At 31.7% G+C, this 24,495-nt stretch carries 28 protein-coding genes; 9 read left to right on the top strand and 19 right to left on the bottom strand.

Annotated elements, in window-relative coordinates; genetic code table 11:
- Positions 1-3: 3 nt before the first annotated feature.
- From recJ to AC3ATN_RS07120, 3 genes are read right to left on the bottom strand one after another with little or no spacing between them, the layout of a single operon-like run.
- Complete coding sequence (gene recJ, locus AC3ATN_RS07130) at positions 4-1,698, bottom strand: single-stranded-DNA-specific exonuclease RecJ (protein WP_487532582.1); 1,695 nt, start codon at positions 1,696-1,698, stop codon at positions 4-6.
- Between the two features lie 3 nt (positions 1,699-1,701).
- Positions 1,702-2,376 (bottom strand): 16S rRNA (cytidine(1402)-2'-O)-methyltransferase, encoded by a 675-nt coding sequence (gene rsmI / locus AC3ATN_RS07125; protein WP_487532581.1) that lies wholly within the window; start codon positions 2,374-2,376, stop codon positions 1,702-1,704.
- Positions 2,377-2,388: 12 nt separating this feature from the next.
- A complete protein-coding gene (locus AC3ATN_RS07120) occupies positions 2,389-2,970 on the bottom strand; it encodes a hypothetical protein (protein WP_487532580.1) in 582 nt (193 codons plus the stop codon).
- A gap of 69 nt (positions 2,971-3,039) precedes the next feature.
- Here AC3ATN_RS07120 and AC3ATN_RS07115 point away from each other — a divergent pair, with 69 nt between their 5' ends.
- The 3 genes from AC3ATN_RS07115 to AC3ATN_RS07105 all read left to right on the top strand — a co-directional run bounded on the left by AC3ATN_RS07115 (position 3,040) and on the right by AC3ATN_RS07105 (position 5,770).
- The gene (locus AC3ATN_RS07115) at positions 3,040-3,624 is read left to right on the top strand and encodes a thymidine kinase (RefSeq protein WP_487532579.1); all 585 of its coding nucleotides are present in this window, start codon (positions 3,040-3,042) and stop codon (positions 3,622-3,624) included.
- Positions 3,621-4,703, top strand: a complete 1,083-nt coding sequence (gene alr, locus AC3ATN_RS07110) for an alanine racemase (RefSeq protein WP_487532578.1) — start codon at positions 3,621-3,623, stop codon at positions 4,701-4,703. Before AC3ATN_RS07115 ends, alr begins: the two co-directional genes overlap by 4 nt.
- Positions 4,704-4,780: 77 nt before the next feature.
- Positions 4,781-5,770, top strand: a complete 990-nt coding sequence (locus AC3ATN_RS07105) for an aspartate-semialdehyde dehydrogenase (RefSeq protein WP_487532577.1) — start codon at positions 4,781-4,783, stop codon at positions 5,768-5,770.
- Here AC3ATN_RS07105 and accC read toward each other — a convergent pair.
- The 6 genes from accC to pdxA all read right to left on the bottom strand — a co-directional run bounded on the left by accC (position 5,762) and on the right by pdxA (position 10,505).
- The gene (gene accC, locus AC3ATN_RS07100; protein ID WP_487532576.1) at positions 5,762-7,096 is read right to left on the bottom strand and encodes an acetyl-CoA carboxylase biotin carboxylase subunit; all 1,335 of its coding nucleotides are present in this window, start codon (positions 7,094-7,096) and stop codon (positions 5,762-5,764) included. The two genes, AC3ATN_RS07105 and accC, sit on opposite strands and share 9 nt — an antisense overlap.
- An 11-nt stretch (positions 7,097-7,107) precedes the next feature.
- On the bottom strand, positions 7,108-7,575 hold the full coding sequence (gene accB / locus AC3ATN_RS07095) for an acetyl-CoA carboxylase biotin carboxyl carrier protein (RefSeq protein WP_487532575.1): 468 nt from the start codon (positions 7,573-7,575) through the stop codon (positions 7,108-7,110).
- Between the two features lie 11 nt (positions 7,576-7,586).
- Positions 7,587-8,597, bottom strand: coding sequence for a beta-ketoacyl-ACP synthase III (locus tag AC3ATN_RS07090; RefSeq protein WP_487532574.1), 1,011 nt, complete (start codon positions 8,595-8,597; stop codon positions 7,587-7,589).
- 109 nt (positions 8,598-8,706) lie between these two features.
- A complete protein-coding gene (gene rpmF / locus AC3ATN_RS07085; RefSeq protein WP_487532573.1) occupies positions 8,707-8,904 on the bottom strand; it encodes a 50S ribosomal protein L32 in 198 nt (65 codons plus the stop codon).
- 12 nt (positions 8,905-8,916) lie between these two features.
- Complete coding sequence (locus tag AC3ATN_RS07080) at positions 8,917-9,438, bottom strand: YceD family protein (protein WP_487532572.1); 522 nt, start codon at positions 9,436-9,438, stop codon at positions 8,917-8,919.
- A 71-nt stretch (positions 9,439-9,509) separates the two neighbouring features.
- Complete coding sequence (pdxA, locus tag AC3ATN_RS07075; protein ID WP_487532571.1) at positions 9,510-10,505, bottom strand: 4-hydroxythreonine-4-phosphate dehydrogenase PdxA; 996 nt, start codon at positions 10,503-10,505, stop codon at positions 9,510-9,512.
- Between the two features lie 63 nt (positions 10,506-10,568).
- Here pdxA and AC3ATN_RS07070 point away from each other — a divergent pair, with 63 nt between their 5' ends.
- Together AC3ATN_RS07070 and AC3ATN_RS07065 are read left to right on the top strand one after the other, a co-directional pair.
- Complete coding sequence (locus AC3ATN_RS07070; protein ID WP_487532570.1) at positions 10,569-11,159, top strand: riboflavin synthase; 591 nt, start codon at positions 10,569-10,571, stop codon at positions 11,157-11,159.
- 23 nt (positions 11,160-11,182) lie between these two features.
- The gene (locus AC3ATN_RS07065; RefSeq protein ID WP_487532569.1) at positions 11,183-12,451 is read left to right on the top strand and encodes a cation:proton antiporter; all 1,269 of its coding nucleotides are present in this window, start codon (positions 11,183-11,185) and stop codon (positions 12,449-12,451) included.
- A 219-nt stretch (positions 12,452-12,670) separates the two neighbouring features.
- Here AC3ATN_RS07065 and AC3ATN_RS07060 read toward each other — a convergent pair whose 3' ends face one another.
- Positions 12,671-13,630 (bottom strand): electron transfer flavoprotein subunit alpha/FixB family protein, encoded by a 960-nt coding sequence (locus tag AC3ATN_RS07060; RefSeq protein ID WP_487532568.1) that lies wholly within the window; start codon positions 13,628-13,630, stop codon positions 12,671-12,673.
- Positions 13,631-13,640: 10 nt separating this feature from the next.
- On the bottom strand, positions 13,641-14,387 hold the full coding sequence (locus AC3ATN_RS07055) for an electron transfer flavoprotein subunit beta/FixA family protein (RefSeq protein WP_487532567.1): 747 nt from the start codon (positions 14,385-14,387) through the stop codon (positions 13,641-13,643).
- A gap of 159 nt (positions 14,388-14,546) precedes the next feature.
- Here AC3ATN_RS07055 and AC3ATN_RS07050 point away from each other — a divergent pair, with 159 nt between their 5' ends.
- Positions 14,547-15,191 (top strand): TetR/AcrR family transcriptional regulator, encoded by a 645-nt coding sequence (locus AC3ATN_RS07050; protein WP_487532566.1) that lies wholly within the window; start codon positions 14,547-14,549, stop codon positions 15,189-15,191.
- A gap of 18 nt (positions 15,192-15,209) precedes the next feature.
- Here the strand turns inward: AC3ATN_RS07050 and AC3ATN_RS07045 are convergent, their stop codons facing one another.
- Positions 15,210-15,872 carry a DUF2490 domain-containing protein gene (locus AC3ATN_RS07045; RefSeq protein ID WP_487532565.1) on the bottom strand — a complete coding sequence of 221 codons (663 nt, stop codon included), beginning with the start codon at positions 15,870-15,872 and terminating at the stop codon, positions 15,210-15,212.
- A 157-nt stretch (positions 15,873-16,029) separates the two neighbouring features.
- Between AC3ATN_RS07045 and AC3ATN_RS07040 the strand changes: the two genes are divergently transcribed.
- Entirely contained in the window at positions 16,030-17,505 is a 1,476-nt protein-coding gene (locus AC3ATN_RS07040; protein WP_487532564.1) for a CotH kinase family protein, read from the top strand.
- Here the strand turns inward: AC3ATN_RS07040 and AC3ATN_RS07035 are convergent.
- The 3 genes from AC3ATN_RS07035 to AC3ATN_RS07025 all read right to left on the bottom strand — a co-directional run bounded on the left by AC3ATN_RS07035 (position 17,502) and on the right by AC3ATN_RS07025 (position 19,896).
- A complete protein-coding gene (locus AC3ATN_RS07035; RefSeq protein WP_487532563.1) occupies positions 17,502-18,332 on the bottom strand; it encodes a sugar phosphate nucleotidyltransferase in 831 nt (276 codons plus the stop codon). The two genes, AC3ATN_RS07040 and AC3ATN_RS07035, sit on opposite strands and share 4 nt — an antisense overlap.
- A 6-nt stretch (positions 18,333-18,338) precedes the next feature.
- Entirely contained in the window at positions 18,339-19,394 is a 1,056-nt protein-coding gene (locus AC3ATN_RS07030) for a GHMP family kinase ATP-binding protein (RefSeq protein WP_487532562.1), read from the bottom strand.
- A gap of 70 nt (positions 19,395-19,464) precedes the next feature.
- On the bottom strand, positions 19,465-19,896 hold the full coding sequence (locus tag AC3ATN_RS07025) for a hypothetical protein (protein ID WP_487532561.1): 432 nt from the start codon (positions 19,894-19,896) through the stop codon (positions 19,465-19,467).
- 147 nt (positions 19,897-20,043) lie between these two features.
- On the opposite strand from AC3ATN_RS07025, the gene AC3ATN_RS07020 reads away from it, so the two are divergent.
- Positions 20,044-21,039, top strand: coding sequence for an extracellular catalytic domain type 1 short-chain-length polyhydroxyalkanoate depolymerase (locus AC3ATN_RS07020; RefSeq protein WP_487532560.1), 996 nt, complete (start codon positions 20,044-20,046; stop codon positions 21,037-21,039).
- On the opposite strand, the gene AC3ATN_RS07015 is transcribed toward AC3ATN_RS07020, so the two are convergent.
- On the bottom strand, positions 21,029-21,901 hold the full coding sequence (locus AC3ATN_RS07015) for a Brp/Blh family beta-carotene 15,15'-dioxygenase (protein WP_487532559.1): 873 nt from the start codon (positions 21,899-21,901) through the stop codon (positions 21,029-21,031). The two genes, AC3ATN_RS07020 and AC3ATN_RS07015, sit on opposite strands and share 11 nt — an antisense overlap.
- Positions 21,902-21,973: 72 nt before the next feature.
- Here AC3ATN_RS07015 and AC3ATN_RS07010 point away from each other — a divergent pair, with 72 nt between their 5' ends.
- Complete coding sequence (locus AC3ATN_RS07010; protein ID WP_487532558.1) at positions 21,974-22,690, top strand: bacteriorhodopsin-like; 717 nt, start codon at positions 21,974-21,976, stop codon at positions 22,688-22,690.
- 54 nt (positions 22,691-22,744) lie between these two features.
- Here the strand turns inward: AC3ATN_RS07010 and AC3ATN_RS07005 are convergent, their stop codons facing one another.
- The 3 genes from AC3ATN_RS07005 to AC3ATN_RS06995 are packed head-to-tail and all read right to left on the bottom strand — an operon-like array spanning position 22,745 to position 24,397.
- Positions 22,745-23,287 (bottom strand): YceI family protein, encoded by a 543-nt coding sequence (locus tag AC3ATN_RS07005; protein ID WP_487532557.1) that lies wholly within the window; start codon positions 23,285-23,287, stop codon positions 22,745-22,747.
- A 3-nt stretch (positions 23,288-23,290) separates the two neighbouring features.
- On the bottom strand, positions 23,291-23,914 hold the full coding sequence (locus tag AC3ATN_RS07000; protein ID WP_487532556.1) for a hypothetical protein: 624 nt from the start codon (positions 23,912-23,914) through the stop codon (positions 23,291-23,293).
- 6 nt (positions 23,915-23,920) lie between these two features.
- Positions 23,921-24,397 (bottom strand): Rieske 2Fe-2S domain-containing protein, encoded by a 477-nt coding sequence (locus AC3ATN_RS06995; protein ID WP_487532555.1) that lies wholly within the window; start codon positions 24,395-24,397, stop codon positions 23,921-23,923.
- Positions 24,398-24,495 lie beyond the last annotated feature (98 nt).

Below are 24,495 nucleotides of genomic sequence, written 5' to 3'. Positions count from 1 at the left end.
ATTTTAAAAACAAATTTCTTTAACTAGTAATTGTAGATTTGTTTTTCCTCTAAATTCATTGATTTGAAGATGTGCAAGAATTGAAAATTTATTCATCATTTTAATCTTTGATATATGTTGTCCCATATCAAAGCCAATACCAAAAAAACTAGTCTCTGTTTCGTCTTTAAGACCAATACTTAAATGATTATTTTCTGCTCCAACTATTTTTGTGTAACCGTTATCAATACAGTTTTTAATAAAAAAAAGGGGTTGTCTATTAAGTGGGCCAAAAGGAGCCATTTGTTTAATTATTCTGTAGGTGGATAAATCGAGCTTATCCAAAGTAATTTCAATATCATAAACTATACTTGAAAAACGATCTTCAGGATTTATTCGATATGTGACCTCTTTTTCAAAAGCCTTTTTAAAATCGATGTATTTGGAGGGGTCAAGAGTGAGTCCAGCTGCATATTTATGCCCGCCAAACTGAATCATATAATCCGAACAAGCTGATAAAGCTTCATATACGTCAAACCCTCTAACTGACCTAACTGAACCTGAATAGACATTACCTGACTTTGTCAAAACAACAGTAGGTCTATAAAACTGTTCTATTAATCTAGAAGCTACAATTCCAATTACTCCTTTATGCCAATCTGGCCTATAAACTACAGTTGTAAAATTATTTAACTCTGATAGGGTTTCAACTTGATCTATTGCTTCTTTGGTGATTTTTTCATCAAGTAACTTTCTTTCAGTATTTAATAGTTCAATGGCTCTTGATTTTGTAGAAATCTCATTTTTATTGTTACATATTAGCAACTCTACTGCGTGTTTACCATGTTTCATCCTTCCAGCTGCATTTATTCTTGGTGCGAGTGTGAAAATTAGGTCTGAAACATTAACATCCTTTTTTTTATTTTTTAAAAATTTTGAAATTCCAGGTCTTGGGTTTTTATTAATTAGATTTATCCCTAAAGAGGTAAGTAATCTGTTTTCCCCAGTCATTGGAACTATATCCGCGCAAATTGCAATAGAAACTAAATCTAAATATTCTAATATTGAGTCTAAGTTTTTCTCTTTTAATTGTTCAATTGCTTGAATTAATTTAAAACCTATTCCACACCCACACAAGTCCTTATATGGGTAGCTGCAGTCTTGTTGCTTTGGATTTAGTATTGCTTTAGCTTTTGGTAAAGAATTTCCTGGCTTATGATGATCACATATAATTGTATCAATTTTGTAGGAATTAGCTTTTTCAATTTGTTCAATGGCTTTAATTCCACAATCTATAACTATGATTAATGAAATTTTTTCTTCTTTAGCTTTTTCTATTCCTGCTATTGACAATCCATACCCTTCTTTATACCTGTCGGGTATGTAAAAACTTACATCTGCATTTTGCTTAATTAAATAAGAATATAGTAAAGCTACAGAAGTGGTCCCATCAACATCATAATCTCCATAAATCATTATTTTTTCTCCATCTTTTAGACACTTGTTTATCCTATCTGTAGCCTCATGCATTCCCTTCATTAAAAATGGATCTATCAAGTTTTCTATTTGTGGTCTAAAAAATGATTTGGCATCTAAAAATGATCTAATACCCCTTTGAACTAAAAGTTCAGATATTATTTCCGAAATATTCAGATCTCTTGCTAAAGTGATTATGGCTGAGGAATCTCTATTGTTTAACGTTTTCCATTTCTTATCCATAAATTATTTATCTGGTAATGATGAAATTGAAATAACAAACTCTCCTTTTGGTTTGTTTTCCGTGTAATAATCTATAGCCTCGATAATTGTTCCTCTAAATTGTGTTTCAAACTTTTTGGAAAGCTCTCTTACTACACTAATTTTTCTTTCTCCTTTAAAATGTTTGACAAACTGATTGAGTGTTTTAATAATCCTGTGAGGAGATTCGTATAAAACTATCGTTCTGTTTTCTTTGGCTAAAATCTCCAACCTGGTTTGTCTTCCTTTTTTGTTTGGGAGGAATCCCTCAAAAACAAATCTATCAGTAGGAAAACCGCTTTGAATAAGTGCTGGGATTAAAGCAGTTGCTCCTGGTAAGCAAAAGACATCAATACCCTTTGCTATCGATTCTCTAACTAGAAGAAACCCTGGATCTGATATCCCAGGAGTTCCAGCGTCAGAAATTATAGCAATTAAACTACCCGACTCTAATTTTTTTAAAACACTATCTAACTTTTTATGTTCATTGTGCATGTGAAAGCTTTGAAGTTTTGCTTCAATTGAATAATGGTTTAAAAGCTTTATGCTTGTTCTTGTGTCTTCAGCTAAAACTATTTCTGCTTTATTTAATATTTCAACTGCACGGTATGTGATGTCTTTAAGATTTCCAATTGGTGTTGGAACAATATATAATGGCATTTGAAATCTATTTTAATTAGATTGTTTTTTTAAAAGATCTAAAAACCTCTTTTCGGTAGTCAAGTTGTCATTCCATGACTTATAATTTGGTTTAATCTCATTTTGAATAAACTCATAAATAGAGGGCCAGTCCTCAATACTTGACACTTTCTTCATTGTGTCTTCATATTCGTCAGTTTTTTTATCAAATAACTTTTGGATAAAAGCTGATCGTTCATTAACATCAACTTTAAATATTTTAGCAAACTTATCATTCAATTTGGATGATATGTGATTTTTCTTTTTTTCAAATGAAATATTACTTGATTGTTTATCAAAAATTCTTAGGGTTAAATTTTTTTCCGATATCGCTGAGGTAGTTTCTGTTTTTTCCTTGTTATTAACTAAAAAACCCTCAGTTGTTGAGTCAGGATTGTTGTTTTGTTGAGATTTAAGTTCTAATTTTTTAATTAAAGTATTACTATTTTTTAAAATAATGATTTTTTCAAAAAGCTCAAGTGTTAGATCATAATATTCACTTACCGAGGAATCAGTATTCATTTTTGAAATTTTATTTGCCAAAGAGGAAATTTCTAGAAGCAATGATTCATTCATCATTATTGTTTTTTAATACCTTTGTTTTATTAATAAAAATTTAAATTCTCCTATTTTGAAAATTACAAAATGTTTTTAGAAAATACCGCAAACTTGTCTGAACAATTTGGAAGTGTTGAGGTTATATGTGGTTCTATGTTTTCAGGAAAAACAGAAGAATTAATTAGAAGAATAAATAGGTGTCGTATTTCAAAGTTGAAAGTTATAGCCATTAAGCCCTCAGTTGACAATCGGTATGGAAAAAATATAATTATATCTCATAATAAAAAATCAGTAAAGGCGGTTGAAGTAGAATCCTCAGGGGAAATAATAAACCTCGCTAAAGGGTTTGATGTAGTTGCAATCGATGAAGCCCAGTTTTTTGACAAAAAAATTGTAAACGTTTGCAATAAGCTTGCAAACGAAGGTTTGAGGGTTATAGTTGCCGGCTTAGATATGGATTCAAATGGGAGTCCTTTTGGTTCAATGCCCAACTTAATGGCTGTAGCTGAATTCGTCACAAAACTTCATGCAATCTGTTCAAAATCAGGAAATATTGCTCAATTTACATTTAGAAAAGTTGAGGATGATAACTTAATTGCTGTTGGTGAAAAAGAAAAATATGAAGCGTTAAGTAGAAAAGTCTTTTATAATCTCATGAAAGAAAAAAATTGACAACTTTAAATGTATATCTTGAAAGAATATCTCACAACTTAAATTTTTTAAAATCTAAAGTTTCCTCTGAGGTCGATGTTATTGGAGTTGTAAAAGCAAATGCATATGGCCACGGTGCAATCAAGATTTCCAAGTATTTGAATGAATTGGGCGTTAATATATTAGCGGTAGCTTCTTCAAATGAAGGAAAAATACTTCGTGAAAATGGAATACGTTCAAAAGTTATAGTTTTTTATCCTGAGCCATATTCACTGGAAAATCTTGTAAAATTCTCATTAGAGCCAGCCATTTACTCAAAAAAAATATGGCATGATTTATATCGAATTTGTAAAAAAAGAAATATAAAGGATTTTCCCATTCACCTCAAATTTAACACCGGTTTAAATAGGTTAGGTTTTGATTTTGAGGATATTGATTGGATTAATAACGAAATGAAAAAGTCTTTTTTTAAGATAGAATCTGTTTACTCACATTTATCCTCAAGTGAGGGAAAAAAAGAAAATGAAATTTCAAAAAGTCAAATAATAGCTTTTGAAAAAATTAGAAATACATTCCTCAAAATTAATACCAAAATAAAGTTTCACCTTTTCAATAGTTCTGGCATCCATAACTATCCTGAATATAAATATGATTGGGTAAGAGCAGGTATTTCATTGTATGGTTATGCAAATAATATAGATTGGGATAAAAATCTTTTGCCTGTTGCCGAGCTAAAAACTAAAATACTTCAAATTCATAAATTGGAAAAAGGACAAGTTGTTGGTTATAATAGTGGTTGGATTACAAAAGAAAAAACTACAATTGCAACAATTCCAATTGGTCATGCAGATGGTATTGGCAGATTTTATGGAAACTCTAACGCTGCCGTTTGGATTAATAAGAAAAAAGCTAAAATTATTGGAAATATATGTATGGATATGTTTATGGCGGATATTACTGAAATAGATTGTTTGGAAGGTGATGAAGTTGTTATTTTTAATGACTCACATCCTGCAAGTGAATTTGCAGAATCAGGAGGTTCAATATCATATGAACTATTGTCCAGTCTAGGGAGTCGGGTAACACGTAATTATTTATAACAATTTTGTTGTGTTTAAATAGTATTTTATAAAATCATATAATTTAATGTAATTTTAAATTCAAAATAATAATTTTTATGAAATTAGCTGTTATTGGTGCAACGGGAATGGTAGGAAGAGTTATGCTTCAAGTTTTATCTGAAAGAAACCTTCCTATTAGCACCTTAATTCTCGTTGCTTCAGAAAATTCTTTAGGCAAAAAAATAAAATATAATGGTAAAACATATGACATTATATCTTTAAAAGCAGCCTTAGACCTTAAACCTGAAATTGCCTTATTTTCAGCCGGTGGAGAAACTTCTCTGGAGTGGGCTCCTAAATTTACTGAAGTAGGATGCACTGTTATTGATAATTCCTCAGCTTGGAGAATGGACCCTTCAAAAAAATTAATTATTCCAGAAATTAATGGTAATACTCTTACTTCTAAAGATAAAATAATTGCAAATCCAAACTGTTCTACTGTTCAACTACTCATGGCTATTAATCCTCTTTGTATAAGTTTTGGGATTGAAAGGTTAATTATTTCAACATATCAATCTATAACTGGTTCCGGACTAAAGGCTGTTAAGCAATTAGAAAACGAACTTAATGGGGAAGAAGGAGAAATGGCATATCCTCATTCTATCAATAAAAATGCTATACCTCACTGTGACAGTTTTCTTGAAAATGGATACACGAAAGAAGAAATGAAATTAGTTAATGAAACTCATAAAATACTAAATGATTATAGTATTGGCATTACTGCAACAGCAGTAAGAATTCCTGTTGTTGGAGGTCACAGTGAATCTGTAAATGTTAAATTAAAAAATAGTTCCTCTGTTGATGAGATTAGAAAAGTATTAATCTCAAGTAGTGGAGTTATTGTTAAAGATAACCCCAAAAATAATTATTATCCAATGCCTATTGACTCAGAAGGAAGTGATAATGTTTATGTTGGAAGGATAAGGGAAGATTTCTCTGATTCAAACTCATTTAACTTATGGGTAGTCTCAGATAATCTTAGAAAAGGTGCTGCAACAAATACTGTCCAAATAGCAGAGCTTCTAATTAAAAAAAAACTAATCTAAATAATTCTCCATAAATTTTGTTGTGTAATTTCCTGAAATAAAGTCTGGATGATCCATAAGCTTTCTGTGAAAAGGTATTGTGGTTTTCACACCCTCAATTAAAAACTCATCCAATGCCCTCCTCATTTTATTAATTGCTTCTTCACGTGTTTGAGCTGTTGTAATTAATTTTGCAATCATCGAATCATAATATGGAGGAATTGTATATCCACTATAAACGTGAGTGTCGAGTCTTACTCCATGCCCCCCTGGAAAATGAAGTGTTTCTATTTTCCCTGGACATGGTCTGAAATCATTTTCTGTGTCTTCAGCATTAATCCTACATTCTATTGAATGCATCTTTGGAGTATAATTTTTTCCAGAAATGGGAATTCCAAAAGCAACTTTTATTTGTTCTCGAATTAAGTCAAAATCAATTACTTGTTCCGTTATCGGGTGTTCAACTTGTATACGAGTATTCATTTCCATAAAATAAAAATTCCTGTTCTTGTCGACAAGAAATTCGACAGTTCCAGCTCCTTCATATTTAATATATTCTGCTGCTTTAATTGCAGCTGCTCCCATTAATTTTCTGAGTTTATCAGTCATAAATGGTGAGGGTGTTTCCTCGGTTAGTTTTTGATGCCTTCTCTGGATTGAGCAATCTCTTTCAGACAAATGGCATGCCTTTCCAAATGAATCTCCGATGATTTGAATTTCTATATGACGAGGATCTTCAATTAGTTTTTCCATATACATAGAGTCATTTCCAAAAGAAGCCATAGATTCTGTTCTTGCGCTCTCCCATGATTTTTCAATTTCATCAGGAGACCAAACTGCTCTCATACCTTTTCCTCCACCCCCAGCTGTTGCTTTTAACATAACAGGATAGCCCATTTTTTTTGCTAGACTTTTTGCTTTCTCAAGAGATTCAATCAGGCCCTCAGAACCCGGAATAGTAGGTACTTTGGCTTTTTTCATTGTTTCCTTAGCGGAAGCTTTGTCTCCCATTTGATCAATCATCTCTGACGAAGCTCCAATAAACTTTATCTTATGTTCTTCACAAATTTTTGAAAACTTCGCGTTTTCGGACAAAAAACCGTATCCAGGATGAATTCCGTCAGCATTAGTGATTTCTGCAGCAGCAATAATATTTGATGGTTTTAAATACGATTCTGAACTTGACGCAGGGCCAATACAGACTGCTTCATCTGCAAATCGGACGTGCAAGCTTTCCTTGTCCGCTGTTGAGTAAACCGCAACAGTTTTTATTCCCATCTCTTTACAAGTACGAATAATTCGCATTGCAATTTCACCTCTATTGGCTATTAAAATTTTTTTGAACATTATATTTAATCTTAAGAAGGGTCAACTAAAAAAAGTGGCTGGTCAAATTCTACTGGAGTTTCATCTTCAACCAGAATTTTAATTATTTTACAGTTCATCTCTGATTCAATTTCATTAAAAAGTTTCATTGCTTCAATAACACACATTGTTTCTCCTTTCTTAATTTCAGAACCAACTTCAAGAAAAAGAGGTTTGTCTGGTCCAGCTCTTCTGTAAAATGTACCAATAATTGGGGATTTAATTACAATATATTTCTCGTTTTCGCCCTCTGTTTCATTATCATTTTTATTTGATATACCTTCAATATTTTGATCGTTTTGAGCTAATCTTGTGTTTTGTGTTTCAACTTTGAATGAGTTATCAAGAGTTGAGTTAGAAGTCTTTATTGTGATCTTAAAATCTTTCTTCTCAATTTCAACTTCATAAGCTCCTGACTTAGCAACAAATTTGATTAGATTCTGAATTTCTTTAATATCCATATTTAAGTTTATTAGTTTACTGTTTTATTCCATATATAATATGCTGCTCCCCATGTATAACCTCCACCAAAAGCAGCAAAAATAATTTTATCCCCTTTTTTAAATTTATTTTGAAAATCGTATAATAAAAGTGGAATAGTGCCAGCAGTTGTATTACCATAATTAGAAATATTTTTAAGCACTTTATTTGATTTTAATTTCATTCTTTTACCAATTGCTTCAATTATTCTCTCGTTAGCCTGATGTGCCAATAAATAATCAACCTCATCTCCTGTCAAATCATTTCTTTTTAATATTTCACTACTTGCTTCTGACATTGCAGAAACTGCTGATTTAAAAACTTTTCGACCGTCTTGACGAAGATAATGATCTCCATTTAAAACTGTTGAAGTACTCGCTGGAAATAAAGATCCCCCCGCCTTAACACATAGGTCATTTCTTCCGTGGCCATCACTTCTAAAATACTCATCCTGCCAACCTAAGCCCTCTTCGTTTGGTTCAAATAATACCGCTCCTGCTCCATCTCCAAACAAAACACACGTACCTCTGTCTCTATAGTCAATAACAGAAGACATTTTATCTGCTCCAATTACTAAGACTTTTTTATAACGTCCCGATTCGATTTTTCCAACTGCCATCGACATAGCATACAGAAATCCGGAACAAGCGGCTTGAAGATCAAATCCAAAAGCGTTATTACTCCCAATTTCAGATGCAACATAGGCCGCAGTTGCAGCAATTTGCATATCAGGAGTTGTAGTTGCAACAATAATCATGTCAATTGTTGAAGGGTCAATGTTATTATTTATAAGAAGGTTTTTAGAAGCCTGGATGGCTAAAAAAGAAGTTGCTTTTTTTGGGTCTTTGAGGAGTCTTCTTTCTTTTATACCCGTTCTACTTCGAATCCATCCATCATTTGTATCAACGATTGATTCCAAATCTTTGTTTGTCAACCGGTCTTCTGGAACGTAACCACCCACAGCAGTGATTGAAGCTTTAATAGAGGTGTTTGATTTCGTCATTCGGCAGAAATTCTAGCTTGAATGTTAAGTGAAGATAGGATTTTTTTTATTAAATTATCTCTGCTAAAACCCCAGCACGAAGATTAGGGTTAGAAATAGTTCTATAAATTTATGCTTCTGAAGTTTCGGTATTATCTACTAATACCTTTCCTCTATAATATAGCTTTCCTTCATGCCAATGAGCGCGATGATAAAGATGATTTTCTCCTGTTGTTTTACAAGTAGCTATCTGTTTGTCGGATGCTTTGTAATGTGTGCGTCGTTTATCTCTTCTTGTTTTGGAGATTTTTCTTTTAGGATGCGCCATTTTGTAATATTTTTATAATAAGTCTTTCAATTTATCCCAACGGGAATCATTTTCTGATTGTGTCTTTTTTTCTTTGGGTTTTAATGAATTTAATTTTATTAGAATATCTGAATTTAATGTGCCATTCTTTATTCCAGGATGTACTTTTTTAATTGGAATTGAAAGAACAACCATCTCAAAGATATATTGGGAAATGTCTATTTGATGACTGCCGTGAGGTAAAATTAAAATTTCATCACTTTCTTCACTAAATGTTTTTCCAAATTTAACAGCTAAACTTAGATTACTTAAAAAGGGCATTTTAAAGTTTTCCAATGATAAATCACACGGTACAATAATATGTCCTGAAGTCTTAAATAATAAGCCTAACATTGTTTCCTGTTTTTCAAGTTCAAGTGTTGTTATTAAATCAACACTTTTAAAATCAAAATAATCAAAACTCTCAAAGAACTTAATGTCAATATTAAAATTAAAAATGTGGTTTCCTTTTTTTAAACTTGCAAAATTAATTACAAAAGGACTAACCACTTTCATCTTATTAACATTTAAGCCTGCAAATTTAGAGTTTTTTTTTTAAAACTATAGTTTTTGTTCTATTTATTAGGCTAAATCAATTTATATGATCTGTTTTTTGAAATCCTAAAAGATTCCAATATTGCTGCCTTGAAGGAGTTTGAAATTGCTGTTCCTTTTCCTGCTATATCAAATGCAGTTCCATGATCGGGAGATGTGCGAATTATATTTAAACCTGCTGTGAAATTTACTCCATTTCCGAAGGTCAGAGTTTTAAAGGGAATAAGACCTTGATCGTGATACATCGCAATGATAGCATCATATTCTTTATATTTTTTTGATGCAAAAAAACCATCAGCTGCAAATGGTCCATCTATGATATCATCTTTTTTTGATTTGGAAATTGCAGGCTTAAGAATATCATCATCTTCACTCCCTATAACTCCATCATCACCGCTGTGGGGGTTCAAGCCCAAAACTGCTATCTTAGGATTTACAATTCCAAAATCATTCTTTAAGCTATATAAAACTTGATTTATTTTAATAATTAAACGCTTTGATGAAATCATCTTAGAAACACTATTTATTGGAACATGATCGGTTACAAGAGCTATTCTTAAATCCTTGGAAACCATAAACATTAGTGCCTTTCCTTCAAATTTACCTTCTAAGAAGTCAGTATGGCCAGGGAATTTAAACCTTTTGGATTGAATCGCTTTCTTATTTATAGGTGCTGTAATAATAGCCTCAACCATTCCGTCATTTATGGCATCAGTGCATTTAGATAGCGATTCATACGAAATAATTCCTGCCTCTTTAGATTGAACTCCAAATTCAACATTATAATCATGCGTGGCGGTTTGAATAATATTTAAGAATCCTTCTTTTAACTGATTTGTATTTTTAATATAGTTTAGTTCAGTTTTTTTGTTAAAATGTTTTTTCTGAAAATCAATTATTTTTTTGGGCCCAAATAGAATAGGGATTACATATTTAAATAAGTCTTTCTTTTCAAATACTGAAAGAATTATCTCAAGTCCAACTCCATTTGGATCTCCAATTGATATACCTATTTTTATTTTGTCCATAGACTATTTTAGTTATTTGAATTAACTAATTTTGTAATACAAAGGTAAATAAATTTAACTGTCATGTTTACAGGAATTATAGAAGGTCTCGGCGAGATAACGACCGTAACTAAGAGTTATACGAATATTAATTTTACAATTAAAAGCTCGTTGTCAAATGAATTAAAAATTGATCAAAGTCTTTCACATAATGGAGTGTGTTTAACAGTTGTAAGTGTTTCTGAAAACTGCTATTCTGTTACTGCTATTAACGAAACTTTAGTCAAAACTAACTTGAAGAATCTAAAACCAGGTAGCTTTGTTAATCTGGAGCGTTCCATGAAGATAAATGGTAGGCTTGATGGTCATATAGTTCAGGGTCATGTTGATCAAACTGGAGTATGTACTGAAATAGAAAACGTTAATGGAAGTTGGATTTTTAGTTTTGATTTCAAACCAGATCAAAAAAACATCACTATTGAAAAGGGATCAATAACTATAAACGGCGTAAGTCTAACTGTTATAAATTCTAATAAAAATAGTTTTTCGGTTGCAATTATCCCCTACACATATGAGAACACGAACTTTTGTAAGCTTGTTAAGGGAGAAATTGTTAACTTGGAATTCGATGTTTTAGGCAAGTATATTGCAAAAATGTACGAATTTTACAAATAATAATTTAATTAATATTATTCTCTATGAATGTCCTTGAGCTTACTACAATTTTACTCTTACTCGCTTCATTTTTTTCAATTATAAATCTTCGGATTTTGAAGCTTCCTCAGACTATAGGTTTAATGATTCTTGCTATTGGCTTGTCATTTAGCGTGCTAGCAATAGGTCTGGTTTTTCCAGAATTCTTAAAAACTGTTACCGCTTTAATTCAGAGCTTTGATTTTGAGGTTTTGTTAATTGATGTAATGCTACCTTTTTTACTATTTGCTGGAGCTATTAGTGTTAATGTTCATGAGCTTCTAAAAGATAAAGTTACTATCCTTTTACTCGCTTGTTTTGGTGTTGTTTTCTCAACATTTGCTGTTGGATCTAGTGTTTATTGGCTTGTAGAGCAACCCTTTTTAGGGCTTAGCGACATAGGCTTAACTTATGTTGATTGTTTATTGTTTGGAGCCTTAATAGCTCCAACTGATCCAATTGCTGTACTTGCTATGGTTAAAAAAATGAATCTATCTTCTACAACTGAGACGCGTATAGCTGGTGAATCACTATTTAACGACGGTATTGGTGTTGTAATTTTTCTAACTCTTTTGAATATTAAATTAGAGGGAATAGAAAATGTAACTGCTGGAAGTATAAGTATGCTTTTTGCTACTGAGGTAATAGGAGGAGTTGGTCTTGGAGCTCTTGTTGGATACTTTGGCCTAAGGTTGGTTAAATATATTGAAAATAAACACATAGAGCTAGAAGTTTTGATTACTCTATCTCTAGTGTTACTAGTATCAGTGATTTCGCATCAATTTCATTTTTCAGGAGTTTTAGGTGTTGTTGTAATGGGGCTATTTCTAAATAGGAATATAGATTCAGATAAAAAAGAAGACGGAGTTCAAAAGGCAATGGGTGATTATGTTTACAAGTTTTGGCACCTATTAGATGAAACTCTTAATGCTATTTTATTTATCTTAATTGGACTTGAAATAATTCCGATTTTTCAAAATTTTGATTCTAGCTATTTAATAATCTCTCTTTTAACAATATTCGTTGTCGTTTTATCTCGAGGGATCGGTGTTTGGACACCCATAAAGTTTCTGTCTTTCTTCAAGTCTTTTGAGAAAAATACTGCTCTAATAATCACTTGGGGTGGACTTCGAGGAGGTCTAAGTGTTGCTCTAGCTCTAAATCTCCCAAATCAAATAGGGAAAGGGAAAGATCTTATTTTATTTTTAACTTATATGGTGGTTTTATTTACAATTTTAGTTCAAGGATTGACACTGAAAAAAATAGTTAAATAGTTTATTTTTTAAATATCCTGTATTATATTTGATTTGAAAGTTAGCGCTGTGACAACGGCTATGTTTAATTAAAATTTGAAAGGAGGTGTCTTATGTTTTATTATAATTATTTAAGAACAAAAGCTCAGCAGACACCAGTATATTTTAATCTGCTGTAGATAATTCTTACATTCTAATAAAGCAGGTCGATGGACCTGCTTTTTTTATGTAAAGATTATTTTATTTTACAGTTTTGAAAACTTTAAGTTTCTCAATGAGTTTTGGAACTACATCAAATGCATCTCCTACAATACCATAGTCAGCTGCCTTAAAAAATGGAGCTTCCGGATCATTATTAATTACTACTTTAACCTTGGAAGCATTGATTCCTGCTAAATGTTGAATCGCTCCTGAAACTCCAATAGCAATGTATAGATTTGAAGCTACTGGTTTTCCCGTTTGACCAACATGTTCGCTATGTGGTCTCCACCCCATATCTGATACGGGTTTTGAGCAAGCTGTAGCTGCATTTAATGTTGAAGCTAAATCTTCAATAAGATGCCAGTTTTCAGGACCTTTTAGGCCTCTACCGCCAGAAATAACTATATCTGCATCTGCAATACTAACTGACCCACTTGATTTTTCAACAGACTCTACCTTAATTTTAGAATTATTAGCAGATCTATCTATATTAACTATTTCAGGCTGAGACTCTTTTTCGTTGATACCAAACGAATTATTGGAAACACAAATAATATTTATTGAACCGTTTAATGTAGTATGATTAAAGGCTTTATTTGTGAAACAAGAGCGTTTAACTACCAAGGGAGATCTACTAATTGGCGCTGATACAACATTTGATGCTAATCCCGCTTCAAGCTGAACAGCCAATAAGGGAGAAATATACTTTGAGTCTGCAGTTGAGCTTAGAACTAAAATTGAAGCTTCTTCTTTTTTTGAAAACTCCGAAATGGTATTGGAAAAAGTCTGAGCAGTAAAATTATTCATTGTAGAATCTTTAATTGCTATAACTTTATCTGGCCCATAATTAGATAATTCATTTGGATCATTTGAATTAATTGAAATCACAACCAAATCTTCATTAGATTCATTGGCTAATAACCGCCCGTATGACACTGCTTCAAACGAACTTTTTTTGAATTTTCCTTTTTGACTTTCTGCGTATACTAAAATTGCCATATTTACTTTTTTAAATAACTTTTGCTTCGTTGTGAAGAAGTTTTATTAATTCGTCGATATTTTCTGAATCTACTAATTTGACACTTCCTTTTGCTGGTGGTTTTTCAAATTTATCAACATTAGACTTAGACATAATATTTGTGGGTGACAAAACATCAAGTGGCTTCTGTCTTGCTTGCATTATACCTCTCATATTTGGAATGATAAGGTCTGATTCTTCAACTAACCCTTTTTGAGCCCCAACAACTATTGGTAAAGAACAGCTAAGTGTCTCTATACCTCCATCAATCTCCCTTTTTGTTGTTACCTCATTTCCGTTTACATCCATCGATACACAATTTGTAACAAACGGTATTTCTAGCATTTGGGCTAACATTCCAGGAACCATTCCTCCATTATAATCAATAGATTCTCTGCCACATATAACTATATCGTAACTTTCTTTTTCGCACAATGACTTTAATTGGGCTGCAACACTATAACCGTCTAAAGCTTTAGAATCAATTCTTACGGCTTTATTTGCTCCAATAGCTAGACACTTTCTCAAGATTGGTTCACAGCTAGCATCCCCAACTGTAGCCACAGTTACAGTTGCCTGATTTTTTTGTTGAAACCAAATTGCTCTGGTTAAACCAAATTCATCATTTGGATTAATTATAAACTGAACTCCGTTAGTGTCAAAGACGGTGTTATTCTCGATAAAGTTAATCTTTGAGGTTGTATCAGGAACGTTACTTATGCAGACTAAAATATTCATTTTAAGCTTGTTTTATATTTCAAAATTACAATATTTAATATTAAATCTTAATTTAATTTAATTTAAAAAATTACTTCTTAATGATTGTTAAATATTCAATTAATAATGGTTTTACTATATTTATAGTGTTAATTTTTATTATACTCAAAAATAATTTATTTGGAATCTTCAAAGTCTAAAAGAAAAAGAGGCCGTCCTAGCCTAGCTCAAGAGCTCGACATTGACAGGTTGTTGTCTATTGCGCTTGAACATTTTTCCAACTTTGGATTTGACGGAACACAATTAAAATTAATTGCCGAAAAGGTAGGGGTGACAAATTCGTTAATTAGTTATCACTTTAAAAACAAAGAAGAGTTATGGAAAAAATCCGTAGACCATTTGGCGAAGTCTATTGTTGAGAAATTTGAAGCAATTCGATCTGAACTTAAAGATACCGAAGGGGTTCCTATGTTAAGGTCATATACACGACAGCTTATTTACTTTTCTGCCAAAAACCCTTCTTTCTATAAATTAACATATTTAGAAATGGGGAAAAATAGCTGGAGATCAGATTATTTAATAACTTCGATCGTGGAGCCTTTAACCATTATTGGTCAAACAGCACTCAATAAAGCCTCTACCAGTCCAAATTTTATTGCAATTCCTCAACCCAACTTTGTTAGTATAATTTTTGGTGCATGCTGTAGTTTTTTTATGTTAACTAGACTGATTGAACATCAATATGGAATAAGCACATTTGACCACGAACATATTGAAAAACACGCGGATTTAGTAAATCAAATTATTTTCGATTCTTTCGAATAGTTTTCAGTTGAGGCTATTTTAATTTTTTACTTCATTTTTATAGCGATATTTAACCATGAAAATATGGAAGTTTTGTTTAGGTATTAACCGGTCTGTTTGAAAAAAATATCTAATCGTCCATTTACTTTCCCGAATCTTTTTACTGGTTCCAAAGCCGTATCTAACCTTTTGAAGATTATTACCCGTTCTTTTTTCTATGAATTCAACTGAAAAATATGGATCTAGATCCCAGTTTTTAATTGGGTATTCAAATGCAGATCTAATTCTTATATAATCTTTGAAATCGTTTTTTTTATCTAAAGAAGTTCTTTTTTGAAATGCTAGTCTGATGAAAATTTTTATTGGTTTAAGCTCCAGCTCTTTTTCTAAAGCCAACCTATACCTCCATAAATTCTCAAAACCTTTTGCTTTTCCTTCATTAATGTTTTTTGAATAATACCTAAACTCAATTTCAAAATTTAAGCCCTTGTAGATCTTGTAATCTGAGCTAACTTCCGTAATATAACTATCTACAACATTAAGGTCTTCTTTTAGTCGATAAAGTTCTGAAATACTGAAATTAATTTTTTCATTTGGCTGATAAACATACGAAACTGATGACCAAAATTTAAACTCAGCTGGCTCTTGACTTAGAATGAAATTAGAGTATAAAAGAAGAAACAATAAGGGGGCTTTATTCAAAACAAAATAGATTGAAAAGTTGAAGTTAAATTATTAAATGACTTGGAGTTTTCATTATTATATTTAAAGTATTTATGTTCTAATTTAAAAATTATGCCTTTGAAATTGAAGTTTGTCGAACTATTTCTTAATATTAGGGTGGTTATAAAACTTTAAAATGAATAAATTCTTAGTAAAAACTTTTGTAATAAAATTTTTTATGCTTGTTCTTTTATTTATATCCTGTACTAAAAAAGAGGTCATCAGCTCCTCTTCCATTGACTCATTTCCATTTGATTTAACAAAATCTGATTTACCATATATAAAAATCACTACTAAAGATGTTATACTAAATGAACCAAAAGTAATGGCTACTATGGATATTTTTGAAAGAGGTGAAAAAACTTTTTCAAATCCAATTGGAATTGAATACCGGGGCGCAAGCTCTTTTCGAATGTCCAATAAAAAATCCTTTGGAATTGAAACCTGGGATGAGTCAGGAAACGATGTTGACTTCGAAATATTTGGTTTCCCAAAAGAAGAAGACTGGATATTAATGGGACATGTTTTTAGAAGTCCTGAAATAATATTTGATCCATCACTGATGCGTCATTATATCGGTTATGAATTATATAGAAATATGGGAAACTATTCCAGTAGGTCTAAATTTGTTGAGCTTGAAATCAGAAACGTTTCTGGAGATACAAATTATCAGGGGGTATATGTTTTTATGGAAAAGCTCAAAAGAGATTCAAACAGAATTAACATAAAAAAATTAAAAGCCAATAATAATGACCCAGAATCAATAACTGGAGGTTATATTTTAAAGATTGATAAAACATCCGGATCTGATGTTGCTCTTGAAAATCAGCCATTAGAGTATTATGAAGACAACTGGCAAGATGACGCTAGTTATAATGAGAATATCAGTTTTAGATCTAATTATGACAATAATGGAAATGATATTCAATCTTTAGATCCGTTTGGGCCTCCATATCATGCCTTTCAAAATTTAGAAACTTATTTTTTATATGAATATCCCAAAGCTGAAGATATCACTCTGGATCAAAAATTATATATAAAGAAATATATTAATGATTTTGAAAAAGCCCTTACAAATGAAGATTTTAGCTCAAAAAATAGGGAGTATTTAAATTATATAGATATAGAAAGTTTTGTTGATTTTTTTATAATTAACGAGCTTACCGGAAATGTTGACGGTTACAGATTAAGTACCTTCATAAGTAAAGACAGGGGTGAAAAGCTAAAAATGGGTCCCATCTGGGATTTGAATATAGGGTATGGTAATTCAGACAGGTTGCCTTTTGATGATTGGATTGCCAACTACAACAAATATGTCCCTGGAGATGTATGGCTTGTTCCTTTTTGGTGGCAAAAATTTTTAAAAGATCCCATTTTTAAATCGTCCCTCAAGGCTAGATGGCAAGAACTAAGAATTAGTTCTCTATCAACTAATAACGTCATAGGTCTTGTTGAGAATACTAGCCAATATTTAATTAATAACGGGGCAATAGAAAGAAATTACAATAAATGGAGTGGAATACCGGTTGACTACCCTATGGCTGTTAATGATCTTAAAACTTATTTGAATGACAGGCTTTCATGGATGGATATAAAAATAGGTGAGTTTTAAAATTTATTTATATCATGAGCTGAAGTCAAGTCTCTTAGATGTTCTTTCACTAAATATGTGAATACAGATTTTTTTTCGTTTTTTATTAATGCTCTAACAGCTTCTGGAAGCTCCTTTTCGTTTCTCTCTGGGTGTATTGTACAGTTTTTTAAATACGGATATATTTGTGCCCCAATAAAACTAAAAATATTCATACTAACAAGAAGCTGCCCTGATGAATTTCTGAAAGAATCGTGCGTTTCAATCGGGGGCTTTTCTATTATTTCTTGTAAATAGCCATGATCATCCGTTTTAATTAGTGCAAACTTAGTGATTCGTTCTTCAGAAAACTTTAAGAATGATCGATCATATGACATTATAGAATGAGATGAAGTTTCATGAGATAAAAGTCTTTCTAAAACACCGACTGAATAAAGGTTGTCTGCGTTACACACAGTGAATCTTTCTTTTAATAGTTCTGGAAATTGATCTAAAGTTTGTTGAATTCCATCTGCTGTTCCTATCGGCTTTAGCCTTCCTTTAGGTGTTTTTTGAATAGGTAAAAAGAAATTAACTCCAACAAGTTTTGAGTCTAATTTATGTGTTTTTATCCATTGTTTAAATGTTTTATTTTCAGGTGCTGTTAGTATATAAATATTTTCATAACCAGCCTGTTTTGCGTTAGCACATAAATAAAAAAGTAAGCTTTTATTAGTCCCGCTTAGCGGTATCAATGTTTTATGTTCGTGTTTGGCTAACTCTTTAATCTGTGGGGCGAGTTGAACTTCATTTAACGTTTTTTTCATTCTTGTAGATGCCCCTGCTGCCATTATTACAATGTTTTTCATGCTTTGTTATGGATTTATTAAACTTACCTTAAACACATCTTTGGCCCCCGCTTTCAAAAATGCATTTTTAATTTGTGAATGTCTTTTTGGATCAATCATAGCTATTATGGATCCTCCTCCCCCAGAGCCAACAATTTTAGCAGCATAAGCTCCTGCTTTAATCCCTTCTTTAATTTGTTTCTGAATTTCTAAAGGAGTGTTTTGTATTTCATTACATAATAACTCTTGATGAGAATTCATTAATTCCGCTAACTCTTTAGTTGATTGATTTTTTGTTTTTAATATTTCTTCTGCTCTTTTAGTGATCATAAAGTTTTGAATTGCTGCTTTCCAATATGCTCTTAATTCAATAGGAATACTGTCTATGTATTTTAAATAATCATTTTTTTTTGCTTTTATAATGTGGTAATCTTTATCTAATTTCTTAACTATTTCTATTGCTTTCTGACTATTTAATCTAGCATCTTTTAGGACCTCTAATGTATTTTTAGAAATCCCAGAGTCAATCACTAGTAGTGATCCTAAATTTCCTTTTAAATTTACATATGATTTTTTGAAGGTGTCAATTGCCATAAGTCCTCCGATAGCGATAGTATACTGATCCATAATTCCTCCAGGTGAATTAAAGAATTTAACCTCAGCCTCAAAAGCCCATTCTGCGATTTGCAGATCTGATATTTTTTTATCCTTAGCAAACACTTGAACTAGAAATCTTATCCATCCAACTACCAATGATGACGAACTAGAGAGACCTGCGTTGATTGGAAGATCTCCAAAAATATTTACAATATATCCCCTATTTGGGATTATTCCTTTTCTTTTCAATACAAAAAGTACTGACCTAAAGTAGTCTCCCGGTTGAATAGTTTCTGGATCATTTTCAAAAGCAACCTTAATCGATTTTTTAAAGTCAAGAAGCTTAATCACAAAAAAAGAAGACTGAATTGGTTCTGCTTTTAAATAAATATATCTATTAATTGTTCCGGAAATTACAGGAAGACCCAAATAATCTTGATGGTCTCCATAAAAACATACTCTTCCGGGAGTTGATAATTCGATCATCAATTGTATTACTGTTTTAGAACTGGCATTAAACCTCCTAAATTAAATGAGGTTTTTTCATAATACAATTTTAAGATTTCTTACTTGACAAATTCATCCATGTGCCAGCAATAACCATTACGCCAAAAGTAACTACAAAAACTAATGCTGCTGGCTCTGGAGAAAATGATGGTGGCCAACCGTCACTAATTGAATACCCAATAAATTCTATGAAACTTTCTGTAACTGTTGAGAGCTCAGTCCCGTTTGATTGGAGTTCAGATAACCGATATGCTTGGCCAAGCTGTAGATTGTATAAATAGGAAAAAATACTATACCCGTAAAACGTTGTACAAAGTCCAAATAATGTAACTAAAACTTTGCCAAAAGTATTCGAATCATTTTCTCTTTGAAATCTTACCAATCTAAAGGTGATAAAGATCAAACCAGTAAATGAAAGTAAATAAATTGCATTCGCAATAAACGATAATTGATGATAGTTTAAAATTTCTAGTTCGTTCATGTTGTTAAAATTTATAAGTTATTTTACACAATTTAATAATTTTAACCCAAAAACTCTTTAACCTTAATTATTAATTAGTCATTATTATAAAGATTTTTAAAATCGTTTTTGCTATAATTGTAGAATAAATTAAGCCTTTACTATACTTTGAAAAAAAATTTATTTTTAACCTTAATGGTTTGTGTTTTCGCATCATGTTCTAAAGAGAACCCCTCAAATAATCTTTTTTTAGATGGCGTGACCTGTAGTTTAGGGGAAGAACCAAACACCTTCAACTGTTCGATGATTAAAAACAAACAGAGTAGAGATTTTATTATCTATGTTCCTGAATCATACGCCTCTCAAAGTTCTAATGTTCCACTTTTATTTAGCCTTCACGGTTTTGGAAGTTTTGCTAAATGGAATATTCAATATACTGGATTTCAATCATTAGCTGATAATAATGGATTTATTATAATTTATCCTCAAGGCACACTTTGGAAAACAGTTCCAAGTGATAAAAATGGATATTCTTCCCGAGGGGAAACACATTGGAATGTAGGGTGGGAAACGGAACTCGGCGAAAAAAGTTCTGCAGATGACGTCGGTTTTATCGAAGATTTAATTGAGTGGTCTAAGGATAATTACAATATTGACACTAATAAGGTTTACTCAACAGGAATGTCAAACGGTGGATTTATGAGTTATAACTTGGCATGTAATTTAGGTTCAAAAATTGCTGCAATTGCTTCTGTTACTGGGTCAATGTCTCCTGCAAACTATAATACTTGCAATCCTAGCCACCCAATGCCAATACTTCAGATTCATGGTCTTCAGGATTACGTGGTGCCCTATTTAGGTTATTTTGGGATTTGTGAGCCAATGGAAGATGTAATTGATTATTGGATAAATTTTAATACTTGTAGTGGCACCTCAATTGACCAGGTTATAATTGATCGAGATGGAGATCAGTATGGAGGTGTTCACAAAGTATATCAAAATGGTCAAAATGAAGTTTCAGTTGAATTGTATTTGTTAGACAGAATGGGTCATGATTGGCCAAGAATCAATGGGCCAAATAATTACGAGTCTTATGACATCGATGCTCCATCAATCATTTGGAGTTTTTTGTCTAAATATGATATAAATGGGCTTATTGATTAGATTCAGACAAAATATTATTCATGAGAAATATGTGCGGGATGGTCACTGAAGCTACAAAAGAATAGAGTATTCTATAAAAATTATCTCCCATAATTTCTCCATACGAGACTATAAAAATCAACCCTGCTAAAGATATCCCCCAATAATATCCACTGTTTCTTAAATACAACAAGATTGTCTTTCTATTAACGTCTTTATACAGATACTCAATCTGATCATATATTGAAGGGATAGAGTGCCATATTACAAAGTAGGATGCAAAAGAAACAATTAGGTTGGTATTATAGAACAAAACATATATTACCAATAAATAAAACAATTCCTTTGGAATGGAGAACTTTATGCTCTTATAATCAACCAACCAAAAAAGACCTGTCAAAAATATAAAGACAAATAAGGTGACTCTAATTGGAATTTCACTTATTTCATTTCCTATTAAAGGAGTAAGAATTTCAAATACCATATCTATGTTAGTTTCTATCATGAGCAAAAATATTACCATTCCATACAATGAGAAATGAAAAAATTTCATTTTGGAAGCAGAAAGCTTTTTATGCAAATGTTGCTCTCCAAAATGATAGCTACTGATTAGTAAAAAAGTAATAAAACCTATAAATGGTAGACTATAAAACACTAAAAAAGCAATAAAAGCAGTGAAAATATATAAAAAAATGCTTATTACTTTAACCTTTAATGAAGAGGTATTTAACCTAGTTGTTATTAATTTAATATCACAAGCACCATGCCCCAAACCTAGTGTTAATATTAGGATACTCGCAACTACTACATCAATATTTGAATACGAAAACAGTGATATCCATATGATGAAAATTGATGCAATTATCTTACTTCTGTAAAGCATAAATGGTGGTTAATGGTTTGATTTAAAAATAATTTATTAAATTTAGGGTTCCAAACTATAAAAAAAAATTATATGAACATATTAAATTTATTTATTGACGCTACAAAAATGGCGCCAGACGATTACGTAGGATTTACATTTTTTGTAGGCTGTATGGCTATGATGGCCGCTTCAGCTTTTTTCTTCCTATCAATGAGTTCTTTTGACTCTAAATGGCGAACTTCCATTTTAGTTTCAGGACTAATTACTTTCATTGCTGCAGTTCACTACTGGTACATGAGAGACTACTGGGCTTCTTTCGGAGAATCTCCAACTTTTTTCAGATATGTAGACTGGGTTCTTACAGTACCTTTGATGTGTGTTGAATTCTATTTAATACTCAAAGCCGCTGGTGCTCAAAAATCTCTAATGTGGAAAATGATTGGTCTTTCAGTTATTATGCTTGTTACTGGTTATCTAGGAGAAGCTGTATATGAAAGTCAGGCTCAAATTTGGGGTCTTATATCAGGAATAGCTTATTTTATCATTGTATATGAAATATGGTTGGGTGGAGCTGCTAAGCTTGCTGCTTCTGCAGGAGGTGCTGTTCAAACTGCACACAAAACTTTATGCTGGTTTGTATTAGTTGGTTGGGCAATTTACCCAATTGGTTATATGGCTGGTACTGAAGGATGGTACAGTGGAATTTTTGGTGGACTAGACATGGACGTTATTTATAACGTTGGTGATGCTATAAATAAAATTGGATTTGGTTTAGTTGTTTACCAACTAGCTGTAGATTCTAAATAAATAATTTCAGTATAAAAAAACCCTCGCTTTTGCGAGGGTTTTTTTTTGCTTATTTTATTCCTGCTGAAATATAAGCTCATATTCTATTTCTAAATTATTTTCCATTTTCACTAGCATAAAGTCCGGAAGCTTAATGTCAAAGTCTGAGGGTTTAACACTAAATCCTCCTTTTAAAATTATCCTTTCTTTTGTTTGATCCCAATCTCCTGATACGTTAATTTCTTTATATATACTGTGGAATTTTATTTTTCCAAGTATCATAAATTTATCATTATTTAATGTAAACGATTCTCCATAAAAACTTACATCTGGAAATAATAGAGCTTCCATAATTTCCATCGCATGAGAATCTCTGGAAGAATTTCCGCTATCAAAATCTTTAATTGCCGATATTATAGCAGTTTTTGTAGGTCGATTGTTTTCCATTATCAAAACACCTTTGACATTTTTGCTTGTTCCAGACCATTGATGCAAAATATGTTTGCCTTGATACGAAATATATGACTGTTCTGTGTTGAGGTTCCACTTTTTTTGAAGTAGTTCTTGACTATTGGAGTTTAGTGAAACTAATAAGAAAAATATAATAAATCTATTCATAAATTAAAATTTAAAAACTAAAACTGCTGCAGCATAACTTCCAAAAAGGGTATATGCTGAGGCTTTATGGGCTCCTCTATCTCTGTTAGAAAAGTAATTTGTTGAAAGCATTGCAGAAAAATGAATTGTTGCTAAAATTTTATGTGCTTTGATTGAATTCAAACCTCTTACCTTTTTATTGATAAGTGGTGGAGGTGCAAATAGAGAAAGTCCTGCGCCTGCAAAATACCCAACATTTACAATTTTTCCCATGGTTTTATGTGTATCGTATAAACTGTTATCACCATTGTATAATTTTCCTCCAATAAAACCTTGTGCAATCATTGCTATTAGTGTCGTGTAGCCAATAACTTGATGCGCCTTTAACATAGTTCTTCGTACCTTAAGTTCTTTTTCTCTCACCTCCAGACTTAGAGGGGCTATTCGTGTTTTTCTAAAAAGACCTTGATTTCCCCATAAAATTCTTTGGGTAAAAACCATTCTTTCAGGAAGTAAAGATTCATCATTATTTTTTTCATTAGCAATCATGCCAAACAGATCTTCTTCGGTTTGAGCGTTTATCTGATTTGAAAACAAAAACAGAGATAAAAGAATTAAAAAATTAGAATTAAAAAAAAACTTTTTCAATTTGTATTACAACTTTGTAACAGTTAAAGTGCTTCCTGATTTTGCAGCTGAATAGCATTGAAGCGGGCCACTATTTGTTCCTTCGCTAACACAATCTGTTGGATACGAATTATTATGACGTCCACATACAAAAAGACTGTCAGAAGAATTATATGACCAAGCATCTCTTGCACCCTGGTGGGGACAAAAGTTGTTGAAGGCAGAGTAAGTTGATCCTGTTTTAAGTAAGAGTATTTTTTGAGCAGTAAAGTTCATCCATCCATCACTTTCTAAAGAATCAAAAGTGGGGTGAGTAAGATCAATTTCGACAACTTTACCTTCTACTGTGTAGCCACTGTCAGGATCTGGAATAATTGTATTTTCGTCCTCAGAACTAATTGCTTCGTCTTTTGAACAGGAATCCAAAACATTTACACCAAGAATTGCCATAGCTACTACTGGGCATGTATTGTTTAAAAACTCTCTTCTTTTAATTTTTTTCATTATTATTCTTAGTTAAATTCAAAATTAGTAAATTAAAAAGTGTCTAGCCCAGACTTTATTGTATTAATGTAAAATTGTTTTTAATTCATTTTGAAAAG

The sequence above is a fragment of the Candidatus Marivariicella sp. genome (assembly GCF_983056325.1).
This window is presented reverse-complemented; position numbering and strand designations above follow the sequence as displayed.

What these genes read in the sequence shown, in the direction of transcription:
- AC3ATN_RS07055 (WP_487532567.1), bottom strand. Translation starts at nt 14,387, where the DNA reads ATGAATATTTTAGTCTGCATAAGTAACGTTCCTGATACAACCTCAAAG.
- AC3ATN_RS07090 (WP_487532574.1), bottom strand. Translation starts at nt 8,597, where the DNA reads ATGACGAAATCAAACACCTCTATTAAAGCTTCAATCACTGCTGTGGGT.
- AC3ATN_RS07015 (WP_487532559.1), bottom strand. Translation starts at nt 21,901, where the DNA reads ATGCTTTACAGAAGTAAGATAATTGCATCAATTTTCATCATATGGATA.
- AC3ATN_RS07030 (WP_487532562.1), bottom strand. Translation starts at nt 19,394, where the DNA reads ATGATCGAATTATCAACTCCCGGAAGAGTATGTTTTTATGGAGACCAT.
- AC3ATN_RS07010 (WP_487532558.1), top strand. Translation starts at nt 21,974, where the DNA reads ATGAACATATTAAATTTATTTATTGACGCTACAAAAATGGCGCCAGAC.
- AC3ATN_RS07065 (WP_487532569.1), top strand. Translation starts at nt 11,183, where the DNA reads ATGAATGTCCTTGAGCTTACTACAATTTTACTCTTACTCGCTTCATTT.
- rpmF (WP_487532573.1), bottom strand. Translation starts at nt 8,904, where the DNA reads ATGGCGCATCCTAAAAGAAAAATCTCCAAAACAAGAAGAGATAAACGA.
- recJ (WP_487532582.1), bottom strand. Translation starts at nt 1,698, where the DNA reads ATGGATAAGAAATGGAAAACGTTAAACAATAGAGATTCCTCAGCCATA.
- AC3ATN_RS07025 (WP_487532561.1), bottom strand. Translation starts at nt 19,896, where the DNA reads ATGAACGAACTAGAAATTTTAAACTATCATCAATTATCGTTTATTGCG.
- AC3ATN_RS07040 (WP_487532564.1), top strand. Translation starts at nt 16,030, where the DNA reads ATGAATAAATTCTTAGTAAAAACTTTTGTAATAAAATTTTTTATGCTT.
- rsmI (WP_487532581.1), bottom strand. Translation starts at nt 2,376, where the DNA reads ATGCCATTATATATTGTTCCAACACCAATTGGAAATCTTAAAGACATC.
- AC3ATN_RS07070 (WP_487532570.1), top strand. Translation starts at nt 10,569, where the DNA reads ATGTTTACAGGAATTATAGAAGGTCTCGGCGAGATAACGACCGTAACT.
- AC3ATN_RS07060 (WP_487532568.1), bottom strand. Translation starts at nt 13,630, where the DNA reads ATGGCAATTTTAGTATACGCAGAAAGTCAAAAAGGAAAATTCAAAAAA.
- AC3ATN_RS07005 (WP_487532557.1), bottom strand. Translation starts at nt 23,287, where the DNA reads ATGAATAGATTTATTATATTTTTCTTATTAGTTTCACTAAACTCCAAT.
- AC3ATN_RS07120 (WP_487532580.1), bottom strand. Translation starts at nt 2,970, where the DNA reads ATGAATGAATCATTGCTTCTAGAAATTTCCTCTTTGGCAAATAAAATT.
- AC3ATN_RS07035 (WP_487532563.1), bottom strand. Translation starts at nt 18,332, where the DNA reads ATGAAAAACATTGTAATAATGGCAGCAGGGGCATCTACAAGAATGAAA.
- AC3ATN_RS07080 (WP_487532572.1), bottom strand. Translation starts at nt 9,438, where the DNA reads ATGAAAGTGGTTAGTCCTTTTGTAATTAATTTTGCAAGTTTAAAAAAA.
- accB (WP_487532575.1), bottom strand. Translation starts at nt 7,575, where the DNA reads ATGGATATTAAAGAAATTCAGAATCTAATCAAATTTGTTGCTAAGTCA.
- AC3ATN_RS07105 (WP_487532577.1), top strand. Translation starts at nt 4,781, where the DNA reads ATGAAATTAGCTGTTATTGGTGCAACGGGAATGGTAGGAAGAGTTATG.
- pdxA (WP_487532571.1), bottom strand. Translation starts at nt 10,505, where the DNA reads ATGGACAAAATAAAAATAGGTATATCAATTGGAGATCCAAATGGAGTT.
- AC3ATN_RS06995 (WP_487532555.1), bottom strand. Translation starts at nt 24,397, where the DNA reads ATGAAAAAAATTAAAAGAAGAGAGTTTTTAAACAATACATGCCCAGTA.
- accC (WP_487532576.1), bottom strand. Translation starts at nt 7,096, where the DNA reads ATGTTCAAAAAAATTTTAATAGCCAATAGAGGTGAAATTGCAATGCGA.
- AC3ATN_RS07115 (WP_487532579.1), top strand. Translation starts at nt 3,040, where the DNA reads ATGTTTTTAGAAAATACCGCAAACTTGTCTGAACAATTTGGAAGTGTT.